The following is a 26,339-nucleotide window of genomic DNA, read 5'->3' on the forward strand; positions in this document are numbered from 1 at the left end:
TCCTTTATAGCAATTACAACTGGCTTCAACATTTAGATATCTTACAAATGAGCAAGAATATTAACTAGTTTTCCAAATGGATCACGTACAAAGAAACGTCTAACACCCCAAGGCTCATTTACAGGGCCATATTCTATCTGAAATCCAGCATTCTTTATTCTTTCATAAGCAGCCTCGACATCGTCCACTTCAATTGATATATCAGGTACAGGAGTTTCAGAACCCCCTTGCGAAGCAAAACTAATTTGTACTCTCATTTCTTGGTCAGCTCCATAAGTGGCAATCCACCCCAGATCCATCAATAGCTCAAGTCCTAAAACTTCCTCATAAAAGTATTTAGCTTCTGAAATATTGTTTGAATAAAAGTTAGTCACAATCCGTTTAACAATCATCGTTCTCCTCCATTTGCATAAAAATGCTGGTTGTTTTTTTGTTTTATAAACGCTGCCTATATTTCTCTTGAACATTTGGCAATAGGGTTACTATCTGTATGAATAAACCTAGTATAATGTAAATTAAATGAATGGTAGAAAACCAATCTATTATATAAACTTGAACAGCAATCCAAATGATTAATATTTATCTTATTTAAAGGTCCTCTATGTGTCATTCCTATATAATTGCCTGCTGGTATTTCATAGGAGTACATTCCTTCTGGTATATCTATAATTTGCTCAACCTCCACTCCAGCTAAGTAACCTTGTTCATTTCTCTTTATGATACCTAATGTCTTAACAGGATGCTTTCTGTAAGGAATTTCTTCAATTTTAGAAAATAAAATCGGCCAAACATCACTAGGACTTACTATAGTTCCTATACTCCCAACTCCAAGGATATTCATTGATGGAAATTTATAAATTGTGGGTTCCATATTATCCTTCTTCGTTTCGAATATTCCTTACTTTAATCATTCAATTTGCATATTGGAATTAGTATTTCGACAGGCTCCTCATCTACTTCATCATTTATATAAAAGATCTCGATTTGGCAAGCACCATAAAATTTATGTTCATATCTATTTTGTTTCATCCAATCAAAAAGCTTATTGTAACCTTCACCTATTGTTTTATTTGTACATGATACTTTTACATACTCTGTGTCTGGCAGTGTAAAAGCAATCATTCCTTCAGGAACATTGTCGACTTCTGTAACCTCTACACACGCAAAATAAGTAGCAAGAATACCATTACACATTCCAGGACTGAATAGAGTTTCGTAATCCTTTGAGTTTTTTATTTCTTTTCTTCTTTCCCAAAACTCTCTTTGAACAGTAACAGCGACTTCAGGGAATGACTCCGGAAAATTCCCAGTAATAGACATTCCTACAAGCTTATATTCTCTGTTAACAACTTCAATTTCAAATGATGCCTCCAGTTGTTTATTCATAATTGTTCATTTCCTCCTTTGGATTTACATACTAAATGATTTGAACAATATTACTTGAAATTTTCTTATATTTATTAAAAAGATTTAAATCATGACAGGGTAATGGAATATACTCATTCTGAAGAGCATCAGAAATAAAAGATTCATTTTTTTCTGTATTTGAGTAAACTCCAATAGGTCTATTCCCAATTAAATTGCTACAGTTATAACATTCGTCTCCAGTAATTACATAACTTTTATCATTCTCTTCAAAATAAATTACTGACGAACCGATTGAATGACCACCAATAACTTTGAACTTAAATTTATTATCAAACAAAAACTCATTTTTAACTGTTATCACATTTTCTTTAAGCAGTCTTTCTCGGGTAGACGGTTTTCCATTATTTATTACGTTCATATATTCATCATAAGAGATAATTATCAATGAATCTCTGAATAAATCTAAATTGTCTATATGGTCAAAGTGGCTATGAGTGATAAATATAACATCAATCTGATTCAAGTTAGTTAGATGGTTTATTTCATCTTCTATATTTATCAAGGTTATGCCCCACTTTTCAGCGATAATTTGATCTCGAAAACCAACATCAAATAAAATGGTTTTATTATTGTATTGAGCCAAATAATAAGACCATGAGATTTGCATTTTCTCGTCGCTTTTTATATCACGATAAATATACTTTGCAAACAGGGATGATTCACCAAACTTTATAGCATAAAGATTCATATTTTTCTCCTTTTATAGCTTTTCAATCTTAAAGGATTCCTAGGTCCTTTTCACTGAATATCGATGAATCTAAATTTAAATTGTATTCTATAAAGAGTCTTCTAAACCTTTCCGTTCTTAGCTGGCCTAGATTAATCGCTCCTTTTTCATACTCATCCCAAAGCAGTTGATTAATTTTTCTATAGCTTTCTAACTGGCTTGGCATAATAAAAACCCCAAATTCTTCAAATGTATTTGTAAGAGCATATATTTCTGCTTTGACATAATCAAATAATGTATCATCAGCATCAAATAAAATGATTTCGTATTGCAATCCAGTAGCCTCCTTGCTTTTCAATTTATTCTTTCATTCATGATGTAAAGAGGTGCCATCACTGGTTTCTTTTAAGTGCTTGTTGAAAAAATCCAAAACGTACTGGTTCACGATATTCGCGCTTCTTTTACCGTCAATGTCGCCCGTCATGCCGAGCAGCTTCAAAAGCTTTGAATAGAGCTGCAAATCGGTAAAATTATAATGCTCCGTACCTTCAATATACACCATTGATGCTTGGTCTATGATTTTGTACTCCCGTTTTCGTTCCTCAATCATCTTGTTGAATTCTTCTTTCGTTAAACCTGAATTTTTGATTTCTTCTTCAGAAATATTTCCGCTAAGCGCCTTGTTTTTGAGGTCTATAAAGCTACTCGATTCCATGAATAGAAACGGCTTTGAAATCGCCTGCTTGTCGTTGACATTGTATAGTGAGCCATCCATGTTGATTCCAGCTTTAATTCTGTGATTTGAATATGCGGTGTTAAATGCCGTGGCACCGCCAAACGAATGACCCATCATCCCGATGTTGTCCATATCCAGTTTTCTCTCAAAGGCATCACGATTTAGCTGATTCAACTGGTCGATGACAAAGTCAGCATCCTGCGTCCAAATGTTCCCGAGCTTGTCGATGTTTTCGGAAGCTCCGTTCAAATATTGCTCAGTTGTTAGGCCTGTCACCCGTCCGTCGGGAAAAGCCGTGGCCGTTGTGCTGTAAGTATGATCAATCGCAACTGTTACAAATCCATGGCTTGCCAAATGCTCGGCTTGGGAAGCGTGCAGCAGCCGACTTGTTCCAAAGCCGTGGCTGACTATGACGACTGGATATCGGGCTTCAGCTGATGAAATCGTGGCGTTTTCGTATGAGTTGGTTTTGATGTAGCGCCAATAGTCCAATGCAAACGCGGGAAGGCCAAATCCATCTGCGAACCTCTCAATATATTCGTGAAATGTGCTTGCGTCTTCGGGAAAGAGAGGTGCCTGTTTCTGTCCATTCAAATCTTGTGCCGGGTACCATACTTGGATCATCAGTTCTCTTTTATCGTGCGGATTGTTTGTCAGCGATTCTTCTCTGCCGCGGTCGGTCAAATGAAACGTTTTCGTTCCGACCGAATAAGCGCCGTCAGGCTTAGGCAAATTGAAAACCGGTAGATATACAGATAGGAAGACGGAGAACGCCAGTATAGTAAATGTTAGAACATACAAACCATATTTCAACGGCCTCCATCTCCTGTTAGGAAGCCTTTTTCTGATGATCGTGATAAAGGCAAGGGGGATGGAGATCAGATAAATCAAAACCATTTGCCACCTATACCCCTCAAAAAAAAGCTGTCCCGCTAATACAGCAATGCTCGCAAATCCAGCCGAAGCAGCGAGCTTTCTCGGCATAGTTTGCTGAAACAGCATAACAAAAGTCAAAAAAGTTAATAATATTTCGAAAATTCTCACGTTTTTCTCCCTTATATTGGTGGTCTTATACTAGTGTGTGGTTGAAAATTCAATCCTGCTAATTCCAAGTCTTCAGCAACCTTATTACTATTTGTTTACATGAGCATCAGGAGCTTTATCCAAGACTAGATTAAGGACGATTTTATGCTCTAAGAAAGCTTTTAGTCCACACAGTACTATCGTATATCCTCCCATTGAGTTAATACATTGGTTTAAGACCTCCTCAGTATTTCCTGCGAATCCGTAGTTTTCAATGGAGACAAAAGTCTCATTATGAATTCTTGGGGAAAAGAGCCATTTAATATTAGTCCCATCCGACGATTCAACAAGAATCCGTTTGTTTTTCTCGATATCTTTTACATAGATTTCATCTGAAACGCCATACATCTCCCATTCCCAAAGAATTCGTTTTCCAACTTCTAAACGATCACTACTTTTAGTAAACCAAAATTTTGTTGTAATCTCTGGATCTATAAAGGCTTCAAATACTTCTTCGACTGGTCTTTTAATAAGCATTTCGGATCTTACAATTGGTTCATGGCTTAATAACATGTTGACACTTCCTTTCGCGAAGTTTGCTCTATTACTGGAATTTCTGGTTCACTTCTTTTTCCAGTTATGTTATCATACTTGTACAGAAACCGAGTGCGGCAAACACTCAGCTTAACAATTGGCTTAGATGGGAGCTCCCTTCTTAGTTAAAAAAGACCAAAAACCCACCTCTGGCTGCAACTGAACTGCAACCTTAGGGTGGGTTTTTACTTTCTCTTGATAATCGTTAACACATCCTTTGCTTCCATGGCCTCACCTCCTTTCAAAGGGAAACCATGACCACCCAGATTCAATTGTCTTCCCTATTGTACCATCTTCTACCGAAATACTATCAACTCACCAATCATCTATCTTTTTTTATAATAGTGTATTTCAATATTTTTGCTTTTTAATACCATTTGATCTTTCTTTAATTCAATCTCGAATAATGAGTCTTGCAGCAGGATTTGTTTTTCCGTTATCCATTGATAATTTATATTTTTTTCTTCCTCACTAAAGTTCCTTTGTGAACTTCCACCTTCTACTGAAACGTAATTAAATGTTTTAGCATGAATATTAGTCTCTGTTACTTCCAAGTAATTATATTGTCCTAACTCTTCATCACTTCCAACTATTTGACTTACTTGATCTGATTCCCAAACTCCAAGTAACATAGCTTTATTATCTTGCTTACAGCTTGTTAAGAAAACTGTAACCATCAGCAATAACATCAATGTCATAAATTTAGGCATTAAAGTTTCCTTTCTTGTTGTGGTTAGGCGACTCCGCAATAGTATTCTAAAGGGTTCATCTCTTCAGTATTTACTTTGCTGAACTGTGAAGCTGCTGGTCCAATTTTTCTATCTCCTTTTTCTTTTTCTTTCAAACGAATCACCCTCACTTCCATAGTCTATTTATTCCTTGTAGATACGAGTTTCCATAATTGTCTCCTGAATTCTTATATGTTAGTCTCTGCTATTTTTCTTGCGACGAAAAAATGATATTCCTCCAAAACCACTTATTACAGCAATATAAAAACCCAGATCATACCACCAACCAGAGTTATATGTTTCATATAATCTAATGTTTTCATTGAAAACACCAATAATTAATGAAATCGGAGCCACCCAGCCATGCCAAATACCCCATAAAAATCCTCTATGAGTAATGCTCACAATATTACTTCCAGCTGGATACTCTTTGACAAGTTCTGCTAACAATGATGATAACCTTTCACATGCCTTCGTAGTGGAATCGCCTATAGGTGGTATAGTCGGGTTCACGTGGAGACAACACCTACGTCTATTCCCCTCCATGAAACCAATCCGTAATACGAATAGGAATTACGAGCAACCCAGAATAATAAAATCTAAAATTGATTTGTTGGCTGCTGACCCTACGATTAGCGGTCTTGCATTAACGAACAAGTTCACAGCAATTTCTTATATAAATTTGGATGTTCGATAGCATTCTAGTATTCGCTAACCTGAAATATGTAATAAAGACCAAGTTCCAGGAAAACTTGGTCAGTACAATTAGCATGGATGGGCAGTCCCTTCTTAATCAGTTATATTTTACCTTTATTTACATCTGCGTACAAGCGTTCTCAATGTTCCTTATCTTCCCTGTTAGAGCGACTACCTTTCGCTCTTTGAGCCTGAACCAGCAACCATCCCCCTACGAGAACAGCAACTCCAATAAAAAAGTACTTCAAGTATTGCTCGGCGATATTAAATATATATTTCCAATTCTCGCCAAAGAAATAGCCGATTGAAAAAAATGCTATAATCCATAAAGCCGCCCCGATATAGGCATATGGGAGCACTTTCTGATAAGGTACACGGATAATTCCTATAAAATAGCCGATAAATTGTCGTACACCAGGAATGAAAAAGCTGAGCAGCAATAGTCGATTCCCGTATTTGTCATAGTAGTAACGCGTCTTCTCAACAATCTCCGGCTTGAGGAAAAGCCAGCGGCCGTAACGTTCTATCACTGGCATACCGACCTTGTAGCCAATCATGTATGTGATGGTAATCCCTATAATCGATCCCGCCAAAGCTGCTATAATTGCTGATAGCCCGTGAAGCACATCTTTAGAGGCTAAGAAACCGGTATAAGTCAAGGTACTATTGCCCGGAGGAATGGGGAGAGCGATGAAATCCAGCGGCAAACCAATTAGCAGGACCAGGTATCCATATTCGTGAAATAATCGTTCAACTACACCGATCAGATCCATTAACATTCTCCCTCTTGTACTGAAAAATTCCGCTGCCTCCGCCCATCACCAGTCACGACAAAGCTGTCAGGAGCGGACAAGCGGACAGAGATGCCCGTTACAGCGATTTTGTGACGAGCAATGCCTTTTCTCTGCAGAGCAGCACACACACCTTCGGAGCCAACCAGATATAAATCCGTAGACGGCTGTATCCAATAGCTGTGATCGGAATGATCGGTAATTATCGCTGTCGTCGGCAGATCCGTCTTCCCTTTTTCCTTAAGCAACGACATTGCGGCTGACGCCGGCGGGAACGTGCTGACAACCATCGTCGGCTGTTCCTCCTGCAAAAGTATGAGCAGACGCTGCTGGCTGGTCGCGCGAATATGCTTCAGAAAAAATGTTAGCATGCTGTCCGTACGTGTCTTCTGATACAAATAGCCGTACGAGGAAGGAAAATGCTTCATCCATTGCAGAAAGCAATGCCGTTCAAGCGCATACATACGGGGATGGACCAACTCCATAAAGTCGACCACTTTCACCTCTATTCCCGGTTTGTATAGCGCTGATGCTTCCAAAATCGCCTTGGCTGCCTGCATATGGCCATCCCCGAATGAGCCTGATAGAATCAGTAGTTTTTCCCGCTTCACACGATCCATAACAATTACTTCCCTCACAACGTTTAATTTTGCATGCACCAAATAACCAGCATCGCCGTCAGGAATCCGACCATTCCTCCTGCCATACAATCGATCGGATAGTGATAGCCCCAATAAACTCGGGATACGGCTACTAACAAGGCCAGTCCAATTAAAATAAATATCATTACTGGCGAAGAGACGAACATTAAAGGTGTAACAAGGGCAAAAATTGCGGTTGTATGACCGGATGGAAAGGAGTAATCCTTCAATGGGAATTTGCCTACCTTAACCCGTTCCATCTTGCGAAAAGGCCGATCTCTGCGCACCTTTCTCTTGATCAGGACAACAGCGATATGGCTAACGACCAAGGCAATTAAGCTTTGCAGCCCGATTCTGCTGAGTTCCCCTTCGGCAAACCATGCCAAAGATACTGCGCAAATAATAGTAAACAACGCACCTCCCAAGTGAGTGATCCATCCGAACAATCGGTCCAGGACCCGACCACTCAGTCGCTGGTTGCACCAGAAAAACATCATATGATCAATTTGTCTTATCCAATGCATACTTCTTTCTACTCCCTCCTAAAATGAATTCGAGCTTGGTTGGAGTAACCATAAATCCTCTGCAACAGGCTGTTATGCTAAATATAACAAAGCAAGGGGAATGCTCCCAGCGTCGTGCGATTGAATTAATATCGGTCGATAGACCGAAAACCAATATCTTGCGTCACATGAAATAAACGTTCCTTTACAATTAGTTCGAAAAATAGTCCAAAAAAATCAAAAGTACCATTCTACCGCGACAGGTAGAACGGTTCTTTTCAACTGGTCTTCTAATAAGCATTTCAGATGAAGAACAATAGTTCTGTATCTTGAATCTTAAGCTTGTTACTGTCATTCTGGATACGCTTGACCCGTATGTAGCTTATGCATACGATATGTCTCCTTTTTGTCGGGTAACGCGCTCGTTTACACCTTACCCAACATCAGGAGATTTTTGATTTTTAGTCCAGGTCCGTCACTTGCGATTCATTAAGAACGGAATTAACACCAGTGACAAAATCGCTACTGCATAGTGCAGCGGATTGGCGACGGATTCAATGTTCGGTTCCATCGGGTTGGCGGATGTATTAAGCGACATGAGTACAGCCATAATTAAGCTAAGAATCGCATAATAAATGACTGCTCGTGAACTCCGGTTCTGCATAATGCGGAATATAAATGCCCCAATTACATTGACAAAAAAGGCTGATAAAGTAATAGAAACGCCGTTTAACATGACAAAATCATAATCATTGCTCGACATAATCGCCCATGCCAACAAATTGGCTGCAATCGCAGAAATCACGCCCACCACAGAGCCCTTTAGCAAGGTTCTTCTCAATGTTGGTGAGATGTTTTGTTGTTGTTGTGTTGCTGTCTGCATAACAAATAACCCCTTTCCCGAACTAGTTAATTTTTGATTCGATACTTGCTTCTGGTGGATCAAGCACAAGCCGCGGCTTGCGCAGCGTCAGACTAAGCGCGATACCTGCGGCAGTCAGTATAGACGTTAGCAGAAATGCATCGCTATAGGCCGCAGCCATGCCCTCCCATTCCACACTCATATTTAATTCATTCGTTCGAAAAGCAAGGAATCCGGTTAGTCCCGCTACCGCTAGCGATGTTACGATATGCTGAGCAGCCGCAGTTAAAGAGGTCACCCTACCAACAAGATCCCGCGGCGCGGAATTAAGAACATGCGTATTTAACGACATCATAATTAGCCCCATCCCACTTCCAATGACAAACAAGGGAAGCAATAGCATAATTAACTCGGAATACGGGGATATCCGGGATAGCCAGAATAATGCGACCGAGACAGCTGTTAGACCGATGAGTGCCAGCGGACGAGCCCCTACCTTGTCGAACAACCGGCCCCCTATCGGTGTGAAGAGCATGGAGCCGACGGCTTGAGCAAGCATGATTAAACCCGTGTCCAACGGAGAATAACCCCGAACAACCTGCAAATATACGGGAAACAAAATCATGACGCCAAACAAGGCAATTTGCACAAGCCATAGAAGCAAAATACCTTTTGTAAAATCCGGAGATTTAAACACACGCAATTCGAGTAGAGGTTGTTCCTGTCTCAGTTCCGTTACAATTAGCCCGAATAATGCGATTACCCCAAGGAAAAGGGCAATTACAGTGAGTGGAGATTTCAAGTCCGAGGCTCCTTCTCCGACACCAAAGGCCAGCATTGAGAAAGCAATAGGAGCAAGGATCACACCGAGAATGTCCAGCTTTGACACATGGTTACGTGACAAGTCCGGCAGGTGTTTCCAGCCGATCGCGATAGCTATGAGTCCGATGGGCAGATTAATGAGAAATATCCACTGCCAAGAAACATGGTCAATCAGCCAGCCGGACAGCACGGGACCAAACGCAGGAGCAATCAGGATAGGAATCCCGAGTACGCCCATCACAGCTCCGATCTTGTGAGGAGGCGCCAGTCGGTAAATTATCGCCATACCAATTGGTGTGACCATACCGCCACCCAGTCCCTGTAGAATTCGGAACACGATCAGTTGCTCAATAGTTTGAGCCATAGCACAAAGTATCGATCCAAGCGTAAAGAACACAATGGTCGCAAGGAAAATGCGTTTGGCGCCGAATTTGTCCATCATCCAGCCGGCAAGTGGAATGACGGCTGACAACGCTAAGGTATACGCCGTAAACGTCCACTGCACAACAGACAATGGGCTATCAAATTCCTGCTGAAATTTGGGAAAAGCTACATTCACGATCGTACTGTCCAGAATGACCATAATCATTCCGACAACTACTGCAAGCAAAGGGGCTATAATCGTGCGGATAGAAAAGGGTTGCTCCTCTTGCAAAATAAATCCCTCCTTTCTAAACTATGATTTTAAAAATCACAGTTTAACTAAAAATGTGACTACATAAATCACAGTATATGCCAATACTGTGATTTTGTCAATCACATTTAGAAAATTTCTATGTTCTTAGTCATTATTTTCCTGATTGATTTTAAGAATCAAATCTGCTATCGTATACCTTTCCAACACTTGAATCAGTTGCCGCTCCGATTCATTAATGACGTCGGTAAACATTGCTCTCGTTTCCTGGGCAAAAGGGCCGTCTTTTGTTGTGTCCAGCAAGCCTGTATATAAGGGCTCTACCATCTGAATTGCCCGGTATACATCGGCAAACGAAATATCTTCTGGCTTGCGGCTAAGTGCATAGCCGCCATCCCTCCCTTCTCTTGCATCGACGATCCCCGCCTTAACCAAGCGGGAAAGAACACGGCGTGTTAAGGTAGCCTCGCTGCAGACATTTTCAGCAATTTCGTTACTGGCACAGTGCTCCTTTTGTTGTCCGGACATAAACACAAGCGATTGCAGCGCATAGCCAAGCCACTTGGGCGTTGCCGTTAATGTATACTTTTCCTTTATCATAAGATGCTCACCTCACTGTATTCAAGTGAGCATTTTGCATAATTCCATTTCACTAATTGTCGTTATTGATCTATTTATGCAAAATGCCGAAGTAATTCTATTGTATCAGCAGATATCCGCTGTCGCCACATTATATGGGTAGGGGAGTTTTTGAGGTCGGGCATCTTTGGTCGTTGCGCTTTTACTGGTTTTCTCGTTCGTATTTTTACTTAGTTTTATTATCAGTCATTGGATTAGAAAAATTCCACTGATGAAACAGCATTATTGCCAACATCTCTATCAGTGACTAAGGATCGCATGCGACAATGAGTTTGATACCTAGTCTCTGTTTCCTTTCTTGCGACGAAAAAATGATATTCCTCCAAAACCACTTATTACAGCAATATAAAAACCTAGATCATACCACCAACCAGAGTTATAGGTTTCATATAATCTAATGTTTTCATTGAAAACGCCAATAATTAATGAGATCGGAGCTACCCAGCCGTGCCAAATCCCCCATAAAAATCCCGCAGGGTTTTGCGCATTATTTGTGCCATCACCAGGTACGCATCCCGTCAAGACAATCATTGTTAAACATAATATCAGGGCAATCATTAAGTATTTAAGCTTCACAATCATCACCTATCCTTCTGAAATCTACAGATACACCTGCTATGAAACAGTAAGTACGATCTAATCTAACAATTCAATAGAGATACTAGTTTTTCCTGCACTTGAAGTTCTGTCCATCAACTCAATAATTCCTTTGTTCATTCCCCGAACTCATCCTTGCAATTCAAATCACTAATTGTTCTTCAATTCTCTCGAGTACCTGCAAAGAGACCATGAATTGCTTCCGAATGCTTATGATAAAAGTTTATGAATATCTTTTAATTTCTCTTTTGACTGGTTTAAAAACTCAATGTCGTATTCAAAAAATCCTTTTAGTGTGGTTTCAATCAATCGATTTTGTAAATACCTCATTTTCTTAATCGAATAGGCAATTTCGTAACCTCCTATTCTTTGATTGATAAAAATTACTTTTAACTCTTCTGCACTAATTGCGCTTAAACTTATGTTCTCAATTTCGCTATTTTCAGCATTTAATAACTTTTCAACAAAACGAGCAAATTCATTTCGTTCAATCCAAATATCGACTTGCCCTGCTAACTGATCGTCCTTTATAATTACAAGATAGTTAATGGATTTCAATCGTTCTAATTCAACATCTATGAAGGAAAAAAATTATATTCGACTTTTTATCTTTAGATTGAAGAACAAAATCATACTTCTCAAGTGGCTTCTTCAAGTGCTTCACCCTTATCCCAAAAATACTCTGTTAATTCTATCTCGATCATAATCTAAAATCCAACCATTAAACGCTTCAAAAATCCTCATTAATTCTTCTCTAGACGATGCGATGACATCGCAACCTCGATCATCATAAATATGAAATATTGTTTTATTGTTTATATTGATAAAATACACCCTATGGTAGATCATTGGCTTAATTCCAACATCATGGTTACAAATAGCTTTGATTAATTGAATATAATTTAAGTCCCCAACCCTACATCGGGTCCAGTATCTATACATATTACTCCTTGGATCCGGCATCTCGTCCGGTTCACAATCTGGAAGTATTTCTAGTTTCAAAAATCTAATCGACTTTTTCTTATTAATATATTTTTTATATAGGTTTAACTTCTTCACTTTGTTATTAGGTCTATCAGCAAAGTAAGCATGAGTAACTAGCAGGACTTCATCTTCTACTTTATGAAGCGCTCTAAACAATTCGAGCGCTCGATAATAAACCTGTTCCATATAATGCTCTTTGTTAATCCCAAATAGTAGGGGATTTCCAAGTTCAAATCTGATCGATATGTCCCAGCTATAAAATAGAGGCGGTTTTAACGTTAGATTTTCAAAATGTTCTTCTAAATATTTCTTCAGATCCATCGTTGTTTTCTCTCCGTTTTTCATTTTAAACTAGATAGCTCCTATCTTAGTCGAAATGGGTTGGAGCATGAGTCATATTCTTGCTACGCTAGATTAATGTATTCGATTACGCTATTTAAATATGTTTCAATTGGTTTAGAACTATCGACCATCAAATATTCATATTTTTCAGGCTTCTTACTCTGTTGAATTCCATTTCTAAATGCTTCGTATGTTGTATTTTGTATTTGGCTAATTTTTCTTTCTCGTGTCATTAAGCTATTTTGAATCAATTCATAATTATCGACGTAACATTCTACATATTTGTATTGGGCCTTATACTTTGCACTCAATTGCTGACCTTTTTCAATCATTTCTTCATATAAACAGGGCGCGTCAAAAATTACACTATACCCTTGACTTAAGTAAAATTCGATTAATGACCAATCAATATGATATGAAGTTTTACCTAAGGTATACATACTTAGGTTTTGATCTTCTAATGCTTCTAAAATAGCTGTTTTAGAGATATCATGATCGACTATAATTGCATTCGTTGCTTTAGATATAAGTTTCGCCAGCGTTGATTTTCCTGATCCGGGAAAGCCCGACATTTGTAAAAAGAACATGCTGTTTCCTCTCACTGTAATAAATTTTTAAACTAATCATAATTCCATACAAGTTGTCCTTTTCTAATCTTTGCTGCATATATTATTTGCCCGGTGTGATAATGGATTTCTCTAACCATTGCAATCATGAGATTAAGAACCGTTGTTTCATTAGTTACCTGGCTATATGTAAGGGACGGACGATTGATAAACGGTTGGGATAATAACAATTCAGGATTTGATCTGAGGTGTTCGAGGTATTGAATAATTATATCGAATGTTAAATATTTAATTTTTCCCAATTAAATATAACATACACTATCTGTAATAGTATTAACACGATATAACCTATATTTATTATTAAAAACTTCTTTAGTCTTCTAAATCTGTTACGATATACATCGTTCTCTATTTCATCCCTACTTAGTTTTTTCTTTAAACTTAAAGCTGTTTTGATTAAAGTTAGCAATTCAATTACTCCCATTACTAACCAAATTGTAGTCAAAATTAAAAACAGCGAACTGAAAGTGGATAATATAATTTTAAGCCCTATATCTGATACTATTCGAAATGCTATATTGATTAATAAAGTTATGATCACTAAACAATATCCAATCAAGCTATAAACAGGAAATGCTTTATATGAATTGATCCTTGCTTTAAAGAAGGTTGATAAAGCTTTCATTTTTTAGTACCTCCTTTAGTCTTCAGCTTACGTTTTCTTTTTAACGAACCTGCCTGTTGCGGTTGTCCTACTCACTATTTGCATATATCTTTCTTAATTTAAAGTTGTCTAAAATTCTTTTGTCATAGGATACTGTGTATCGTTTATTCACTTCAATAATATCTGTTAGATCTAACGGGACAACAATCGTTCTTTCTCGACCACTTAAATTAATCACGCTCATTTCATTCTTGCTTATTTTTTCAACAAATACTACTTCGATAGTAGTTGATCGATACGAATCCCAAAACAAAAACAATCCAATAATTACTATCAAAACCAAGATTAATCGCTGAATTAAACTTTTCATAAATACTCCTTTTGGCCTAAGTGAAACGTAGCGCTACAGTTGTAAAAATAGAGCTTAATTAAATGATACGACGGATGCCGCCTCTTGGGGGGTTATCGTTAATTCCTGTCTATTCTCCTTATTTTCATACAATAGAATCCCGAATTCGAAAACCGATTGAATTCTTCCATTTCTACTACTTCCAAACGCACCTCATGTAATATTGCTTGTAGTTTGTCTTTATTATTGTATTTATCAAAATCCATATACATTAAATGACCATTAGGTTTTAAGATATAAGATATTTTTTCAAATACTTCACGATAAGCCCCTATCTCTTGAAGGGCAGATCCGATCATTGTTACCAAATCATAATCCATTTTTTGAAGCTTGCAGGTTAAGAAGTCCTCACAAATTATATTTGAGGAATTCGGATGACCTTCCCTTCTCTGCCTATATCTAAATATGTTGCAAATCTCTTGGTCAATATCTATGCTCGTAAGTCGACCTAATCCGTTCAAGATATAGCCTAAATAATCATCCCACTCTCCAACACCAATTCCAATATTAATAACATTCATTCCGTCGAATACTTCAAAATGTCTTGCAAAAAAATCTCTTGTTTCCAATTCCAAATATAGGCTTCTAGGAGAGATGTTCCATTGATATGATTCCGGCTCGCGCATGCTTAAATAAAACTCTAAAAGCTTTTGATCATTCATTCGTATCCCCCTGACGGCATTTTTGTATCACGGATTTTGAACCTTTTCGAGCAACGGCAAAGCATCTTGGGCTTCGACGAATTGCTTTAATCATTTATTCTCGACTGCAAGGCTAAAAACCTTTCGCCATTGAAACTTCGTCTTTACCAATTGTGCAACTGATCCTGATTCAATCGTCGGAGCGTTCAGAGCTAAAAATATGATTAAATACAATAGCTTGACCTAGATAAAGGAACAGCATATAATTAGGGTGCTAATTAATTTGATAAAGGAGAACGAGTGATGATCGAGGATGAAATCCGAATGCTTCTTGATAAAATATGCGCTCGAACACGACGTAACTACTCTGAATATTTGCGCCAATATAACCTTCATGTAGGCCAAGATCATGCACTTCGCCAACTTTGGATGGAAGAAGGCATTACACAGTTAGAGTTAAGTAAGCGCATGGGTTGCGAACCTCCCACTACGACAAATATGATAAAAAAGCTTGAAGAATACGGTTTAGTTTATCGCAAGGGTGATAGCGAAGATGGGAGAGTGAGCAGGGTTTATTTAACACCTGAAGGTAAGGCGTTACAGAAACCGATTCAGGAAGTTTGGAAAATTCAGCAAGAAAAAATGTTGGAAGGTATCTTGCCTGAGGAGCGCTTGTTGCTCCGTCGTCTCATGCAACAAATTCATGAAAATATTTCTAAATCCCACGACTAAACATCTTTTTTCAAAAACATAATTAGCATGCTAATTAATATAGAGGTGAACAAAATGACAAAACATATACCCTTGAACGTGCTTGATTTAGTCAGTATATCAGAAGGGCAAACGATTAAAGAAGCAATAGAACAATCTTTAGAAACTGCGCAACTGTTAGATAAGCTAGGTTTTAAGAGACTCTGGTTTGCAGAGCATCATAACACGAGCAGTTTGGCATCCATGGCAACTTCCAACCTGATTGGACTGGCTGCAAAGATGACGGAAAGAATTCGTGTTGGTTCTGGTGGTATTATGCTGCCTAACCATGCTCCACTGCAGGTAGCTGAGAGTTTTGGTACACTTGCCCAATTGTTTCCTGACCGAATTGATCTGGGCCTTGGTCGGGCTCCAGGCACCGATGCGCAGACGGCTCAGCTCTTAACTCGTTCCGGCAGTGATCCGCAATCTTTTGCCAATTCAATTTTTGATCTGATGGGCTGGTTCAGTGAGGATGGGGTGGCCCATAGTGTCCCTGTAACCTCAAATGTAGGGACAGGCACGAATATACCAATATGGATCTTAAGTTCAAGCACAAGCGGCGCCTCGATTGCTGGTCAACTGGGATTGCCTTATTCCATTGCCACACACTTCACACCGGACAATTATAGAGAGAAGATTGACCTCTATCGTTCGGCCTTCAAATCGACAGCTCCAACAGCACAAATTGAAGAACCTTATGTCATGGCTGGAATAAACGTACTTGTTGCTCCAACAGATGAGGAAGCACAGAAACTTTGGACCACAACACAGCGATTTTTATTGGATGCGCAAACTGGAAAACGGCGATTATTGCAGCCACCTGTGGATCCTGAAGAAATAGGAACAGAACAGGAAAGAGCATTTATAGAATCGATGTTCAGCATTAAAGCAGTAGGTTCTCCAGAAACAGTACGTAAAAAATTAGAAGAGTTTACAGAGCGAAGTGGGGCCGATGAACTGATTGTTGTGACATACACCTACAATCCTGAAGATAGAAAGCGGTCGATGAAGATGCTTGCAGATCTCTGGTTCTAAACAAAGCAACAATTGTCAGTATGTGACTAATGTAGAGCAGGAGAACGATTATATGGACCGAACGTGCAGCATTATTTAGAGAGTCTATAGAGGTCATGAGAAAAGTATGGAAAGTGTCATTTCCAAAAATGAGGACTGATAGAATGGAATTGGAGCAAGGAGACATTATTCCCAAGCCCACTTTATCCGACATTCCCATTCTGGGAACAGGATATTCCGGCCAAACAATTGAGTGGTTAGCCGAGCATACAGATGGTTGGTTATTTTATTCACAGGGTGTCAATGACCAGCGCAAACTTGTAAATAAGTGGCGAGAAATTACCGGTGAATTCAAACCGTTTACTCAAGCTTTAGCGATTGACTTATCAAGGAATCCAAACGAAGCACCTAAACCAATACAAGGAGGTTTTAGATCGGGATATCGATTTATAATCGATTACTTCCGCGCCTGCAAATAAATCGTAAAGGAATGAAATATAAATGATTAAAGGCTTAGATCGAATTAACGAATTGGCGAAAAAAAAGCGCGAAACTGGATTAACAAACGCCGAAATGGTTGAGCAAATTGTCTTGCAACAAGATTATTTACGTGAAATTCGCGGGCAAGTGCTCAACACGATTTCAGGGTTGACTGTACTCGATCCACTCGGAAATGATGTAACACCTGAAAGAGTCCGCAACTTGAAACCAAAAGAATAAATTCATGTATAAAGGTGAATAGAGTGAACGATTATTTAGTAAAAGGAATTTCTCATAATAAACAAGTTCGCGCGTATGCCGCTATTACAACCGAAACAATTGAAGAAGCAAGACGCCGCCATGATATGTTATCGGTTGCTTCTGTTGTATTGGGACGTTCTATAACAGCAGGAGTCATACTCGGCAGCATGCTAAAAGGCGAACAAAAACTAACCATAAAAATTAATGGTGGCGGTCCTATCGGTACAATTCTAGTTGATGCAAATGCCAGGGGCAACGTGAGGGGCTTAGTTTCAAATCCGCATGCACCAGCGCCACTTAATCAGCAGGGGGCACCAGATATTAGATCAGCGGTGGGCACAAACGGGAACATTTCCGTCACGAAAGATACTGGTTTAAACCACCCTTTTATTGGGCAGGTGCCTATTGTATCAGGTGAAATAGGCGAGGATTTTGCCTCTTATCTATTGCATTCAGAACAAGTACCATCTTTTGTTGGCATAGACGTTCTTGTAAATCCAGATTACACCATTAAAGCGGCTGGTGGTTTTATTATTCAGCCGCTACCGAATACAGAAGAAAATGTCAGCATTCTTGAAGCAACACCTGTTCAATTTCAATGTGAATGTTCAAGAGAAAGAATCGCTAACGCTATTGTAAGTCTCGGAAGCGGAGAAATTCAAAGTATAATAGATACAGATGGACAGGCTGAAGCACAATGCCATTTTTGTAATGAAAAGTATCAATTTTCACGAGAAAATTTAGAAGAAATAAAAAAATTAGCGATTTAACATTCTTTTCCGTTTGAAATAAAGATTTTTTTTCGATGATTTAAGCAGTGTCTTAAGGTAAAGGGGAGCGATTGTTCAAGCAATCGCTTCTTACCAGCATTGCAAAGATTTTAATATTACAATCACCCTTTCTTGAAGCTCTACTCCCTAATTTTTGCAAATATATGCGTATCCCTTAACCTTTTTCCATCTGCTGAAAAATCATCGTTTTTTAAAGTGCCTTCCAATGTAAATCCAAGTCTTTCAGGAATTGATTTGCTCTTTACATTTAAGGTATCGCATCTTATTTCAATTCTACGTGCGCTCAATTCATTAAAAGCAAATTCGGCTATTCCTCTAACTGCTTCAGTCATATATCCTTTGCCGCTGAACCTTGTATCAATCCAATATCCAATTTCAAATTTGGGTATGTCCCAATTTGGATTATGTAGACCAGATGATCCTATGAATTGATTGCTTTCCTTCAAAAATATTAATAACCTCATGTCTTTGCGTGTCAGAAAGTTAGAATAGGCTTCTCTCAGATTTATCTCAGTTTGTTCTTCGGACTGTTCATTATGCGCAAAGGGCAGCCAAAGTTTCAATTCTTCAATCGATTTACAAATGGATTCGTAAACTACCTTTCCGTCGCCCGGGCGAGGTACTCGTATTAGCAATCTTTCAGTATTGAATTCCGAAGGGACAGGCAACAACATCGGATTCATCTAATCACATCCTTGAATACATTTTTTATTACAGATTTTTCGTTGATTTCCTATAACGTTCTTGTATTTACTTCTACAATTTCTTAGTATTTAATAAACCTTCTCTATTAAATCTTTCCAACACCTACATGAATCTTTATATTTAGATAAAGGTATACTAGACAAGTAGAGCATCTCTATTATTGGGTCATTAGGTTTCAAGGTCATAGCTTCCTCAATCATCTTCTTCCCTCTTTGTTCCCATTCTTCATATTCACCAAAAAAGTAAGGAAACAGAGAAATCATATATCCAAACATCCATAAAAAATCTACATCTTTTTTGAACAAGTTAATACCGCTATTCGTCACCTCAATTAATGCATAAGTAAGTTCTGTTTTAATCAGCTTCTCTGCGAAAGATCACCAGTGACGAGGAGTGTATTCTACGTGCGTTAATGCTTGTTATCCAAAGTTGGTGTCTTCATTAAACTACTAACAAATTTCTTTGTATTCAATCCAGCCTTTGTATTTATATAAATCCCTTAATGCTTCATTATAGTTATACTTAGTTGTACACCATGTTTTTTCAAAAACATTGTTAATTAAATGATTCGTGAATAAGTCGTTTATTTCCTCGCGGTTTACGAATATATATTCTTCTTTACTTGGCACTTCCCATAGTTCATAAATAGTCTCTTTATCGTCCCTCTTAGGTTTCAAGGGACTAAGATTCATTAAAATTCTTTCGTCTTCTGATTTCCACCAAAATGTATCTGTACCCCAATAAAAATCTTTAGCCCAAAATTCTGGCGATTCATGATAAGTTATTTCATCTTCATCTAGTAATGATAAATGTCCCCATCTGGAATTGATCAGATGGATTCCTTCAAATTGAGTTAGAGGAAATCTTGAAATTAGTTCTATTAATGTTGAACGACAAAAGTCAAAGCCTGTTTTATTTGTTTCAAATATCCAAGGTTTTATCATCACTAAATCCCTATTTTTCTTTTTGCGATTTCGGATAACCATTCCTTTGCAAGAATCCATCCATTTAATCCGTATGAAGACATAATAACTATGTATTTGTATTGTGATTGCTTTAAGTTCTGTTCTAATTGAACAGCGTCTTCATAAATCATTGGCCAACCATAATTTTTAGTTTTACTAAGGAGTTCTAAATTCTCTTCGTTCCTAAAGAAGTAATCCAACTCATACTCATTTATCGTAAGAATGATACTGCCAGATAGTTGGTGTTCAAACATATGACAAAGAACACCTTCGAAAGTAACGTCAGTGTATTCAATCAATCTCTTATTTTCATATAAAGTATGAAGAACAATTCTCGTATTATATAAATCTACTTCATAGGATAAGATCTCGTTATCATGAACTAAGGACACTAAACTCTCTCCTTTATGATCTGCGAAGATTTAACATGGTATCTCAGCATTCACCAGCTCTCCGAACTCAACTGATTTTCAGCCTATAGATAACTTCGCCATCTTGGTTAGTCATATTCTCACAAACAAAAAACATGCTTTTATACAAATTCTGGGCTATAAGATTGTTTCTTTCCACAGTCAATGAAATTATTCTACATTTCGGATGCCTTTTCCTGATAAAATCTATTATCGCTCCTAAAGCTCTCTTACCATTCCCTTTGCCTTGGTATGATTTATCTATTTGGAAACCACCTATCCAATAATTATCTGTACTCATCGGTGTGTAACTCAAATAAAAAAAGCCGAAAATCTTCCCTTCTTTTTCTAGAACATATGGATCAAGTGCCTCATCCCAAGGTTTTATATATGCGAAAGCTATACTCTCAAAAACCGGAAGGAACTAAAGATATTTGCTTCTCTTCAAGAGATATCTTGACAGCTTGTTCCCAATTATTACGTGTTAATGGTTCAATATTGATTAGTTCCATTGAATATCATCCCTTGTCCAAAACCTTATTCATAGATTTTATAGGTTGCTTTAATTTCTTCCTTAAATATTGTTTTTGTACTTGCTATCGCATCTTTTAACCTTTCTGCTGTAAAGCTAGTTATGGGCTTAGGTAAAGAATTAATGTCAAAAAAACCGTATTCATCTATTTCCTTTTGATCCACTTGAATTTCACCTATATACTTATATGCTTTGAATGTGTAAATATATCGATTTCTGTGCGGTTGAAAATACAATCCTGCTAATTCCAAGTCTTCAACAACAATATTGACCTCTTCTTTTAACTCCCTCTCTGCTGCTTTCCACGCACTCTCTCCACTTTCTACCATTCCTCCAGGCAATGACCATACTTTTCTTCCATATGTTTGATGCACTAACAAAACTCGATTCAATTGATCGATTATAATTATTGCAGCAGCATCTTGACCTTTTTCCATAAATAACCCACGCTTTCATTCGTTTCTTGATAATTTTCCAATCTCTATGAATTTGCTTCAATTCAAATCTATTTTTCATGTAGTTCACTGCGCTTAGTACTAATGAGAAGCATTCATAGAATCTAATTCATTAATATTTATTCAGTTGGGACCATTGGTATCAATAGCTACCAATCTATTTACATTCTGCTTTACAACACTAAACTTCGCATAAAGAGTTTTTATTTAAATATTAGTTGTTCAATAGATCCCACAAGAATCCTTCATTCATTCTAAAAAGCATACCTACTGCACCAAGCGTTCTAATCGTCAATTTTTCACCGTTTTCATATTCATATTTTTTTTCATATGAGGCAAGAAATACTGAGTTCCGAAAATGAGAGGATTTAAAATCAATTCTTTTCTCATCCTTATCACATACATCGAATAAGTTCATATCAAATTCACAACTAATTTCGTATTCCTGTAAAATCCACTTTTCAAATTTTTCGTGTGAAGGCTTAGTTACTAGCATTATGATTAAACTAATACTTAAACCTATTGTAATAAACCTCAATAATTTTTTTATCTTAATCTAAATCACCTCTCAATTACTTCAATACTTTATTGATTTTCTTCTGGTACACTGATTAGTTTATTCTTGTTGATTATTTTTAAATCTCTCTTCTAATTCCTTATTTCTTAATTTAATCTCTGCGATTTGATTTTCTACAATATTTGAGCTCTTTATTAAGTAAATAATTCCACTCAGAATACATAATGCTCCTATCCAATAGTTTAGTGTTAGATTTACATAATAATCCTCGTGAGAAAATGAACCAGCGGCTGCTGATTGGTATGCTGCAAAACCTAACTTGGGGACTATTTCTTCTACGATCTTAGATATTGTAATAATGCAAATACCTAAAATGATAAAGATTAAAGAGAACTTAAATTTAATGTTTTTCATGAAATTCACCGACCTTGAATTAAGATATTCAATCACCCTTCGGGCATTCCGATAACACTCTTTTCTCAAAATATCAATTCATAAAAATCCTTTGAGAACCAAAAGCAAATGATTCCCAATAAAATCAATATCATTCCTATACTCTTTAATATCTTTTCTATAATCGCTGGTATCTCTTTCTTTGGGATATTATCCTCAAACTCACTATTGGGTTTCATTACTCGATACTGACACTCCAAAAATACTTTGTAAACAATATCTGGGAAACTAAATAATACTATTCCTATGAAAAATGCAGGTATTGATAAATAACCAAAAGTATTTTCTGTCCACTCGAAATCTATGCTTTCAAAATCTCTTTTAATTAATTTCATACTTGTTGTCCTTTTCTTTGTTCGATTATGTCAATATGAAGTCAACTACATCTCAGAATTAACTTTTACTTACTGTTATATAAATTACATACTTAGAATTGGGTAGATATTGTATTAACATTGTCTTTTCTAATTCTATTGGAATTAAAGTCGAAATCCATTACGTGTGTTTACTACTTGTAACCACTTTCAATAGCAATCCTTTATGCATTTATATCTTTCTACTCCAGAATACTTCTCTCCTAGACTTGTTATCTTAAAACCTATCTTTTTATAGAAGTTCACAGAGTTCTTGTCTGTTTCTACTTCTATTCTTTTAATTTGATTTTCTTTTATAAATTCATAGATTAGTTTTTTCCCTAATCCTTGTCTTCTCTTGCTTGCTTTGATTGATATGTGTTTTAATTCAACTTCGTTCTCGGTTAACCAAATTACTCCGATAATTCCAACCAAATTCTTGCCTTCTATTCTTCCTAACAATATTCTATTTTGATCATTCCTGTATCGTTCGTATTCCCTTTTTACTCGTTCTACATCTGGATACATACATTCAGCTAGTAATGTTATTATTTCCTCTTGATTGTTATAATCCCTTAAGTTAATCATCAATTCACACTTCACTTTTTCATTGTAATATTTTCACATCAACGAACCCGAAAGGCCTAAGTTAGCGCAGCGAACGACCAAGGAGCGAATGCACTTGCGCCCTTGATACTATTCTTCAAGATATCTTTCTTTCTTGTTCTTATATAAAACTCTTCCAAATTCTCTTGTCGGTGGAATTACACGGATAATCCTGCTTGATTCTATAGATTTACTTATTACAATTTGATAATCCTCTAGTATATATTCCATAATTGCAGCATCGTTTAATGTTTCCGTATATAGCTTTGGTCTTTTCTGTAACTCTTCTCGTCCCAGTTGTATGTAATCTAGATCGTTTCTCAGTCTTTCACTCGTACTCTGGAGCGTACTTTCACCAATGCGCCAAATAATTGTATTTTGTATTTCTTTACCAAGATCATAAAGCGTTTTAATAGGCTTTTCGAATTTATCCTTTGTAGTAGTGCCAATGAAATGTCCGAAATAAGCTGGTAAATCTTGTTCCTTTAATCTGAATACAAAACCATTATATTTTTTTCCATCTTTTCTATACCTCTTTAATGCTTTCATCCACCATTTATCAATTGAGAAATGACCTGTTATTGGAAAGCAATACACACCATTTTGATTTTTATTAATGCCGTTTTTTAAAATGTTTTTTGAATTATTTACTGGGGACCAGTGAACTACGAGCATATAGTCAACTCCTGTATTATTTTGCTTAAGCATTCACCTAATCAACTATTAATCACCAGCTTTCAAATCTCACCGATTTCTCATAACATCTTCCTTTAATACCAGCGAACACCTCTAAAAACAAAAATACCCGACTACACATATTCGTCAGGTATCTCTTGATAGTATTTATATACGTCGCAAGGAGGTCCGATCTTGAAAATAAAGATGACAATTTTCTAGCATTCAAAATTTCATACGATATCCGATAGTTTCCTACTCGGCTACAATCTTCTTATTAATTTATCCGGTTCATCATTAGAAATGTTCATATATAATGAATGACCGCCTTTATTTGATTATATCCTAACGATACAGTACAGCCAACTTGTCGTACCGAAGTTATGTTTTTCATTCAGTGTGCAGTAATGCTGTACATCAGATGTTAGCGACTTCTTCGAAATATACCTATTCTTTCCTTAAAGATGCAAATCAAAATTCAGACAAACGATTGTATGTGATTTTTTTAATATTAATTATTATCGATAAAATACAATTGATAGAAGTAAGACCCATCCAAATAAATATTGAATATGACATCCACACCCATGTCATCAAATAACTACTGTTTAATAAATAAGGCAAGATCATTACCAATACCAAAAGCATAATGCTTAAAATTAGTGAGATAATACTTCCTGTCCTTTTTCTGAATCTTGACTTTTCATCTTTAATATTTAGTTTTAGTCCCCTAAAGAGTTTCATTACTTGGACGCATAAGATAACGACGGCTACGATTATTAAGAATGAAAATACCAAATCAATTAATAGATACACGTCATCATAATTAAATTTATTCATGTCATTTCCATTCATATTCTCATATATGTTATTAGCAATTTGCGATGGTGCAGTTGAATTCAAATTAGCCAGAACAAATATAGCCTGCTGCTTTTCTAAATCAATAAGAACCTGTGAGGAGTAATTAGGATTAGATCCATTATGACTAACAACTCTATTTTTGGTATCAATACTCCATCCGAATGAATAGTATTGATTTTCATCTTCGTACCCCGCCGTTTGGATGTCGACTTGATGAGATTGTTGTATCGCTTTCAATAAATGATCTGGTATGTCGCCTATCCCCATTTGGGCATTAATCCAGCGTTCTAGATCTTTTGGATTTGTTACCAAATATCCTGCAGCGATATTCCCATAATATCTAGGAGCATCATATTCTAAGCTTCTTCCAAAAAATACACGATATCCTTTGGTAAGCTTATCAGATTCCTTTTCCTGACCTGTTGAAAAATAACTATCCATCATTCCTAAAGGAACCAGTATGTTTTCAGTCACGTAATCCTGATAACGTTTACCTGTAACTTTTTCAATAATTAAAGCTAAAATATCATAATTAACTGTAGCATAATTATACGCTGTCCCAGGATGCGCATCTAATGCAATGCCTGATACATTTTGTATCGTTTTTTCTAGCATATCATCCGTAGTACCTTCAGGAATTAACCGAATACTCCAAGGTGGAATTCCACTTGTATGAGCTAACAACTGATGAATTGTAATATTAACTTTCTTCTCCTTAAATGTAGGCTCAAAGGATGGAATATAATCTGTAACATAATTCGAAAGAGATAAGTAGCCCTCATTTTCTAATAGAATTACGGCCAAAGCCGTGAATGCCTTTGTAGTCGATCCCAATTCAAATAATGACTCTTCATTGATCCTCTTCTCATTATTAACATCTGCATATCCGTAATTCTTATATTCTGTCTTGCCCTGCTCAGATACTACTACAGCTACCCCCGGAGTCGCTGATTTGACCATTATGGTTTCTACCATATGATCCGTATTATCATAATTCCCTGTCCTTATCAAACTCCTGAGTTCATCCCAACACACTATTGTAGTAATGATTGCGATAAGCAGGATGACACATATTGTTGATGTGCCTGTTTTACTTAGTATTTTTTTCAATGCGGCTCTCCCTATTGTAAGTCTTCTAAAAATCCCCTAATTTTTATCCTTGAATATCCTCTGGCGGACCAGGGGACGCGTAAACGGCCCGCAGCGTGAATGCGATGTTATCCCCCTCCATGAACGCCCTTCATACTAGTAAGTTCATCAAAAATATCATATTAGTAAGGAACATAAATACAACTAAAAATCCGAAAAACGAAAGGACTATTATAGGTTCAATCCCATGCATCAAAAAATTCCTTTCTGCCCTTCCTCTAGTAGCAAAATAATATAAAAACACCATAAATAATTGACTCCACTGCATAGAAGCATCTATCTTTGTTGTGTAAAATAAATCTACAATTATTATTAAGCCTGCAATTAATCCAATCGGAAATACTACATAATCAAATTTTTTATAAAAGAGAATTGAAATAATCTTCATGGTG

At 37.0% G+C, this 26,339-nt stretch carries 40 protein-coding genes; 5 read left to right on the forward strand and 35 right to left on the reverse strand.

Annotated features, from left to right (window positions below; genetic code table 11):
- Positions 1 to 41: 41 nt before the first annotated feature.
- The 22 genes from KJS52_RS18680 to KJS52_RS18785 all read right to left on the reverse strand — a co-directional run bounded on the left by KJS52_RS18680 (position 42) and on the right by KJS52_RS18785 (position 14,988).
- Complete coding sequence (locus KJS52_RS18680) at positions 42 to 392, reverse strand: VOC family protein (RefSeq protein WP_213518143.1); 351 nt, start codon at positions 390 to 392, stop codon at positions 42 to 44.
- Between the two features lie 56 nt (positions 393 to 448).
- Positions 449 to 871 carry a GyrI-like domain-containing protein gene (locus KJS52_RS18685; RefSeq protein WP_246563730.1) on the reverse strand — a complete coding sequence of 141 codons (423 nt, stop codon included), beginning with the start codon at positions 869 to 871 and terminating at the stop codon, positions 449 to 451.
- Between the two features lie 32 nt (positions 872 to 903).
- Positions 904 to 1,386, reverse strand: coding sequence for a GyrI-like domain-containing protein (locus KJS52_RS18690; protein ID WP_213518145.1), 483 nt, complete (start codon positions 1,384 to 1,386; stop codon positions 904 to 906).
- 31 nt (positions 1,387 to 1,417) lie between these two features.
- Entirely contained in the window at positions 1,418 to 2,116 is a 699-nt protein-coding gene (locus tag KJS52_RS18695; RefSeq protein ID WP_213518147.1) for an MBL fold metallo-hydrolase, read from the reverse strand.
- Positions 2,117 to 2,144: 28 nt separating this feature from the next.
- Entirely contained in the window at positions 2,145 to 2,429 is a 285-nt protein-coding gene (locus KJS52_RS18700; protein ID WP_213518149.1) for a YjjG family noncanonical pyrimidine nucleotidase, read from the reverse strand.
- 33 nt (positions 2,430 to 2,462) lie between these two features.
- Positions 2,463 to 3,875: an alpha/beta hydrolase family protein gene (locus KJS52_RS18705; RefSeq protein WP_213518151.1), complete on the reverse strand. Its 1,413-nt coding sequence runs from the start codon at positions 3,873 to 3,875 to the stop codon at positions 2,463 to 2,465.
- A gap of 87 nt (positions 3,876 to 3,962) precedes the next feature.
- A complete protein-coding gene (locus tag KJS52_RS18710) occupies positions 3,963 to 4,427 on the reverse strand; it encodes an SRPBCC family protein (RefSeq protein ID WP_213518153.1) in 465 nt (154 codons plus the stop codon).
- Positions 4,428 to 4,774: 347 nt separating this feature from the next.
- Entirely contained in the window at positions 4,775 to 5,158 is a 384-nt protein-coding gene (locus KJS52_RS18715) for a hypothetical protein (protein WP_213518155.1), read from the reverse strand.
- A gap of 213 nt (positions 5,159 to 5,371) precedes the next feature.
- Positions 5,372 to 5,626 (reverse strand): hypothetical protein, encoded by a 255-nt coding sequence (locus tag KJS52_RS18720; RefSeq protein ID WP_246563732.1) that lies wholly within the window; start codon positions 5,624 to 5,626, stop codon positions 5,372 to 5,374.
- 386 nt (positions 5,627 to 6,012) lie between these two features.
- On the reverse strand, positions 6,013 to 6,645 hold the full coding sequence (locus tag KJS52_RS18725; protein WP_213518157.1) for a DedA family protein: 633 nt from the start codon (positions 6,643 to 6,645) through the stop codon (positions 6,013 to 6,015).
- Positions 6,645 to 7,301: an MGDG synthase family glycosyltransferase gene (locus KJS52_RS18730; RefSeq protein ID WP_246563734.1), complete on the reverse strand. Its 657-nt coding sequence runs from the start codon at positions 7,299 to 7,301 to the stop codon at positions 6,645 to 6,647. Before KJS52_RS18730 ends, KJS52_RS18725 begins: the two co-directional genes overlap by 1 nt.
- A gap of 5 nt (positions 7,302 to 7,306) precedes the next feature.
- Positions 7,307 to 7,717, reverse strand: coding sequence for a phosphatase PAP2 family protein (locus KJS52_RS18735; protein WP_306433593.1), 411 nt, complete (start codon positions 7,715 to 7,717; stop codon positions 7,307 to 7,309).
- A gap of 565 nt (positions 7,718 to 8,282) precedes the next feature.
- Positions 8,283 to 8,690, reverse strand: coding sequence for a hypothetical protein (locus tag KJS52_RS18740; RefSeq protein WP_213518168.1), 408 nt, complete (start codon positions 8,688 to 8,690; stop codon positions 8,283 to 8,285).
- A 22-nt stretch (positions 8,691 to 8,712) separates the two neighbouring features.
- On the reverse strand, positions 8,713 to 10,146 hold the full coding sequence (locus tag KJS52_RS18745) for an MDR family MFS transporter (protein ID WP_213518170.1): 1,434 nt from the start codon (positions 10,144 to 10,146) through the stop codon (positions 8,713 to 8,715).
- A 126-nt stretch (positions 10,147 to 10,272) separates the two neighbouring features.
- A complete protein-coding gene (locus KJS52_RS18750; RefSeq protein WP_213518172.1) occupies positions 10,273 to 10,725 on the reverse strand; it encodes an RrF2 family transcriptional regulator in 453 nt (150 codons plus the stop codon).
- A gap of 318 nt (positions 10,726 to 11,043) precedes the next feature.
- On the reverse strand, positions 11,044 to 11,346 hold the full coding sequence (locus tag KJS52_RS18755) for a hypothetical protein (protein WP_213518173.1): 303 nt from the start codon (positions 11,344 to 11,346) through the stop codon (positions 11,044 to 11,046).
- Positions 11,347 to 11,571: 225 nt separating this feature from the next.
- Positions 11,572 to 11,919, reverse strand: a complete 348-nt coding sequence (locus KJS52_RS18760) for a hypothetical protein (protein WP_213518176.1) — start codon at positions 11,917 to 11,919, stop codon at positions 11,572 to 11,574.
- Between the two features lie 108 nt (positions 11,920 to 12,027).
- Complete coding sequence (locus tag KJS52_RS18765) at positions 12,028 to 12,690, reverse strand: DUF3885 domain-containing protein (RefSeq protein ID WP_213518177.1); 663 nt, start codon at positions 12,688 to 12,690, stop codon at positions 12,028 to 12,030.
- Positions 12,691 to 12,749: 59 nt separating this feature from the next.
- Positions 12,750 to 13,274, reverse strand: a complete 525-nt coding sequence (locus KJS52_RS18770) for a P-loop nucleotide/nucleoside kinase family protein (protein WP_213518179.1) — start codon at positions 13,272 to 13,274, stop codon at positions 12,750 to 12,752.
- Between the two features lie 259 nt (positions 13,275 to 13,533).
- Positions 13,534 to 13,938 carry a hypothetical protein gene (locus KJS52_RS18775; protein WP_213518181.1) on the reverse strand — a complete coding sequence of 135 codons (405 nt, stop codon included), beginning with the start codon at positions 13,936 to 13,938 and terminating at the stop codon, positions 13,534 to 13,536.
- Between the two features lie 67 nt (positions 13,939 to 14,005).
- On the reverse strand, positions 14,006 to 14,287 hold the full coding sequence (locus tag KJS52_RS18780; RefSeq protein WP_213518183.1) for a hypothetical protein: 282 nt from the start codon (positions 14,285 to 14,287) through the stop codon (positions 14,006 to 14,008).
- Positions 14,288 to 14,385: 98 nt separating this feature from the next.
- On the reverse strand, positions 14,386 to 14,988 hold the full coding sequence (locus tag KJS52_RS18785) for a methyltransferase domain-containing protein (protein ID WP_213518185.1): 603 nt from the start codon (positions 14,986 to 14,988) through the stop codon (positions 14,386 to 14,388).
- Between the two features lie 282 nt (positions 14,989 to 15,270).
- On the opposite strand from KJS52_RS18785, the gene KJS52_RS18790 reads away from it, so the two are divergent.
- Genes KJS52_RS18790 through hslO form a run of 5 tightly spaced genes read left to right on the forward strand, consistent with a single transcriptional unit; the run spans position 15,271 to position 18,245 of the window.
- Entirely contained in the window at positions 15,271 to 15,699 is a 429-nt protein-coding gene (locus KJS52_RS18790) for a MarR family winged helix-turn-helix transcriptional regulator (RefSeq protein WP_213518187.1), read from the forward strand.
- Between the two features lie 54 nt (positions 15,700 to 15,753).
- A complete protein-coding gene (locus KJS52_RS18795) occupies positions 15,754 to 16,755 on the forward strand; it encodes an LLM class flavin-dependent oxidoreductase (RefSeq protein WP_213518189.1) in 1,002 nt (333 codons plus the stop codon).
- 50 nt (positions 16,756 to 16,805) lie between these two features.
- Entirely contained in the window at positions 16,806 to 17,213 is a 408-nt protein-coding gene (locus KJS52_RS18800) for an LLM class flavin-dependent oxidoreductase (protein ID WP_281425650.1), read from the forward strand.
- 22 nt (positions 17,214 to 17,235) lie between these two features.
- On the forward strand, positions 17,236 to 17,454 hold the full coding sequence (locus KJS52_RS18805) for a DUF896 domain-containing protein (RefSeq protein WP_213518193.1): 219 nt from the start codon (positions 17,236 to 17,238) through the stop codon (positions 17,452 to 17,454).
- 23 nt (positions 17,455 to 17,477) lie between these two features.
- Positions 17,478 to 18,245, forward strand: coding sequence for an Hsp33 family molecular chaperone HslO (hslO, locus tag KJS52_RS18810; protein WP_213518195.1), 768 nt, complete (start codon positions 17,478 to 17,480; stop codon positions 18,243 to 18,245).
- A 140-nt stretch (positions 18,246 to 18,385) separates the two neighbouring features.
- Here the strand turns inward: hslO and KJS52_RS18815 are convergent, their stop codons facing one another.
- From KJS52_RS18815 to KJS52_RS18875, 13 genes are all read right to left on the reverse strand, one after another.
- A complete protein-coding gene (locus KJS52_RS18815; RefSeq protein WP_213518197.1) occupies positions 18,386 to 18,949 on the reverse strand; it encodes a GNAT family N-acetyltransferase in 564 nt (187 codons plus the stop codon).
- A gap of 90 nt (positions 18,950 to 19,039) precedes the next feature.
- Positions 19,040 to 19,297, reverse strand: a complete 258-nt coding sequence (locus tag KJS52_RS18820) for a hypothetical protein (protein ID WP_213518198.1) — start codon at positions 19,295 to 19,297, stop codon at positions 19,040 to 19,042.
- 123 nt (positions 19,298 to 19,420) lie between these two features.
- Positions 19,421 to 19,957 (reverse strand): hypothetical protein, encoded by a 537-nt coding sequence (locus tag KJS52_RS18825; protein WP_213518200.1) that lies wholly within the window; start codon positions 19,955 to 19,957, stop codon positions 19,421 to 19,423.
- A complete protein-coding gene (locus tag KJS52_RS18830) occupies positions 19,918 to 20,328 on the reverse strand; it encodes a hypothetical protein (protein WP_213518202.1) in 411 nt (136 codons plus the stop codon). Before KJS52_RS18830 ends, KJS52_RS18825 begins: the two co-directional genes overlap by 40 nt.
- A gap of 67 nt (positions 20,329 to 20,395) precedes the next feature.
- The gene (locus KJS52_RS27520) at positions 20,396 to 20,749 is read right to left on the reverse strand and encodes a GNAT family N-acetyltransferase (RefSeq protein ID WP_306433594.1); all 354 of its coding nucleotides are present in this window, start codon (positions 20,747 to 20,749) and stop codon (positions 20,396 to 20,398) included.
- A gap of 134 nt (positions 20,750 to 20,883) precedes the next feature.
- Complete coding sequence (locus KJS52_RS18840) at positions 20,884 to 21,315, reverse strand: NUDIX domain-containing protein (RefSeq protein ID WP_213518204.1); 432 nt, start codon at positions 21,313 to 21,315, stop codon at positions 20,884 to 20,886.
- Between the two features lie 232 nt (positions 21,316 to 21,547).
- A complete protein-coding gene (locus KJS52_RS18845; RefSeq protein WP_213518206.1) occupies positions 21,548 to 21,829 on the reverse strand; it encodes a hypothetical protein in 282 nt (93 codons plus the stop codon).
- A gap of 120 nt (positions 21,830 to 21,949) precedes the next feature.
- A complete protein-coding gene (locus KJS52_RS18850; RefSeq protein ID WP_213518207.1) occupies positions 21,950 to 22,264 on the reverse strand; it encodes a hypothetical protein in 315 nt (104 codons plus the stop codon).
- A 65-nt stretch (positions 22,265 to 22,329) separates the two neighbouring features.
- Positions 22,330 to 22,638 carry a hypothetical protein gene (locus tag KJS52_RS18855; RefSeq protein ID WP_213518209.1) on the reverse strand — a complete coding sequence of 103 codons (309 nt, stop codon included), beginning with the start codon at positions 22,636 to 22,638 and terminating at the stop codon, positions 22,330 to 22,332.
- A 189-nt stretch (positions 22,639 to 22,827) separates the two neighbouring features.
- Positions 22,828 to 23,244, reverse strand: coding sequence for a GNAT family N-acetyltransferase (locus KJS52_RS18860; protein WP_213518211.1), 417 nt, complete (start codon positions 23,242 to 23,244; stop codon positions 22,828 to 22,830).
- A gap of 108 nt (positions 23,245 to 23,352) precedes the next feature.
- The gene (locus KJS52_RS18865) at positions 23,353 to 23,970 is read right to left on the reverse strand and encodes a hypothetical protein (RefSeq protein WP_213518213.1); all 618 of its coding nucleotides are present in this window, start codon (positions 23,968 to 23,970) and stop codon (positions 23,353 to 23,355) included.
- Positions 23,971 to 24,408: 438 nt separating this feature from the next.
- Entirely contained in the window at positions 24,409 to 25,908 is a 1,500-nt protein-coding gene (locus tag KJS52_RS18870) for a serine hydrolase (protein ID WP_213518215.1), read from the reverse strand.
- A 130-nt stretch (positions 25,909 to 26,038) separates the two neighbouring features.
- A complete protein-coding gene (locus KJS52_RS18875) occupies positions 26,039 to 26,335 on the reverse strand; it encodes a hypothetical protein (protein WP_213518217.1) in 297 nt (98 codons plus the stop codon).
- Positions 26,336 to 26,339: the final 4 nt, after the last annotated feature.

Origin of the sequence: Paenibacillus montaniterrae, from assembly GCF_018403185.1 — a bacterium.
In the GTDB taxonomy this organism is placed as follows: domain Bacteria; phylum Bacillota; class Bacilli; order Paenibacillales; family Paenibacillaceae; genus Pristimantibacillus; species Pristimantibacillus montaniterrae.

Bases quoted from the DNA above. Each gene is read 5' to 3' on its own strand.
- KJS52_RS18680 (WP_213518143.1), bottom strand. From the start codon at position 392: ATGATTGTTAAACGGATTGTGACTAACTTTTATTCAAACAATATTTCA.
- KJS52_RS18685 (WP_246563730.1), bottom strand. From the start codon at position 871: ATGGAACCCACAATTTATAAATTTCCATCAATGAATATCCTTGGAGTT.
- KJS52_RS18690 (WP_213518145.1), bottom strand. From the start codon at position 1,386: ATGAATAAACAACTGGAGGCATCATTTGAAATTGAAGTTGTTAACAGA.
- KJS52_RS18695 (WP_213518147.1), bottom strand. From the start codon at position 2,116: ATGAATCTTTATGCTATAAAGTTTGGTGAATCATCCCTGTTTGCAAAG.
- KJS52_RS18710 (WP_213518153.1), bottom strand. From the start codon at position 4,427: ATGTTATTAAGCCATGAACCAATTGTAAGATCCGAAATGCTTATTAAA.
- KJS52_RS18715 (WP_213518155.1), bottom strand. From the start codon at position 5,158: ATGCCTAAATTTATGACATTGATGTTATTGCTGATGGTTACAGTTTTC.
- KJS52_RS18725 (WP_213518157.1), bottom strand. From the start codon at position 6,645: ATGGATCTGATCGGTGTAGTTGAACGATTATTTCACGAATATGGATAC.
- KJS52_RS18740 (WP_213518168.1), bottom strand. From the start codon at position 8,690: ATGCAGACAGCAACACAACAACAACAAAACATCTCACCAACATTGAGA.
- KJS52_RS18750 (WP_213518172.1), bottom strand. From the start codon at position 10,725: ATGATAAAGGAAAAGTATACATTAACGGCAACGCCCAAGTGGCTTGGC.
- KJS52_RS18755 (WP_213518173.1), bottom strand. From the start codon at position 11,346: ATGATTGTGAAGCTTAAATACTTAATGATTGCCCTGATATTATGTTTA.
- KJS52_RS18765 (WP_213518177.1), bottom strand. From the start codon at position 12,690: ATGAAAAACGGAGAGAAAACAACGATGGATCTGAAGAAATATTTAGAA.
- KJS52_RS18770 (WP_213518179.1), bottom strand. From the start codon at position 13,274: ATGTTCTTTTTACAAATGTCGGGCTTTCCCGGATCAGGAAAATCAACG.
- KJS52_RS18775 (WP_213518181.1), bottom strand. From the start codon at position 13,938: ATGAAAGCTTTATCAACCTTCTTTAAAGCAAGGATCAATTCATATAAA.
- KJS52_RS18780 (WP_213518183.1), bottom strand. From the start codon at position 14,287: ATGAAAAGTTTAATTCAGCGATTAATCTTGGTTTTGATAGTAATTATT.
- KJS52_RS18785 (WP_213518185.1), bottom strand. From the start codon at position 14,988: ATGAATGATCAAAAGCTTTTAGAGTTTTATTTAAGCATGCGCGAGCCG.
- KJS52_RS18790 (WP_213518187.1), top strand. From the start codon at position 15,271: ATGATCGAGGATGAAATCCGAATGCTTCTTGATAAAATATGCGCTCGA.
- KJS52_RS18795 (WP_213518189.1), top strand. From the start codon at position 15,754: ATGACAAAACATATACCCTTGAACGTGCTTGATTTAGTCAGTATATCA.
- KJS52_RS18805 (WP_213518193.1), top strand. From the start codon at position 17,236: ATGATTAAAGGCTTAGATCGAATTAACGAATTGGCGAAAAAAAAGCGC.
- KJS52_RS18815 (WP_213518197.1), bottom strand. From the start codon at position 18,949: ATGAATCCGATGTTGTTGCCTGTCCCTTCGGAATTCAATACTGAAAGA.
- KJS52_RS18825 (WP_213518200.1), bottom strand. From the start codon at position 19,957: ATGGTTATCCGAAATCGCAAAAAGAAAAATAGGGATTTAGTGATGATA.
- KJS52_RS18840 (WP_213518204.1), bottom strand. From the start codon at position 21,315: ATGGAAAAAGGTCAAGATGCTGCTGCAATAATTATAATCGATCAATTG.
- KJS52_RS18845 (WP_213518206.1), bottom strand. From the start codon at position 21,829: ATGCTAGTAACTAAGCCTTCACACGAAAAATTTGAAAAGTGGATTTTA.
- KJS52_RS18850 (WP_213518207.1), bottom strand. From the start codon at position 22,264: ATGAAAAACATTAAATTTAAGTTCTCTTTAATCTTTATCATTTTAGGT.
- KJS52_RS18855 (WP_213518209.1), bottom strand. From the start codon at position 22,638: ATGAAATTAATTAAAAGAGATTTTGAAAGCATAGATTTCGAGTGGACA.
- KJS52_RS18860 (WP_213518211.1), bottom strand. From the start codon at position 23,244: ATGATTAACTTAAGGGATTATAACAATCAAGAGGAAATAATAACATTA.
- KJS52_RS18865 (WP_213518213.1), bottom strand. From the start codon at position 23,970: ATGCTTAAGCAAAATAATACAGGAGTTGACTATATGCTCGTAGTTCAC.
- KJS52_RS18875 (WP_213518217.1), bottom strand. From the start codon at position 26,335: ATGAAGATTATTTCAATTCTCTTTTATAAAAAATTTGATTATGTAGTA.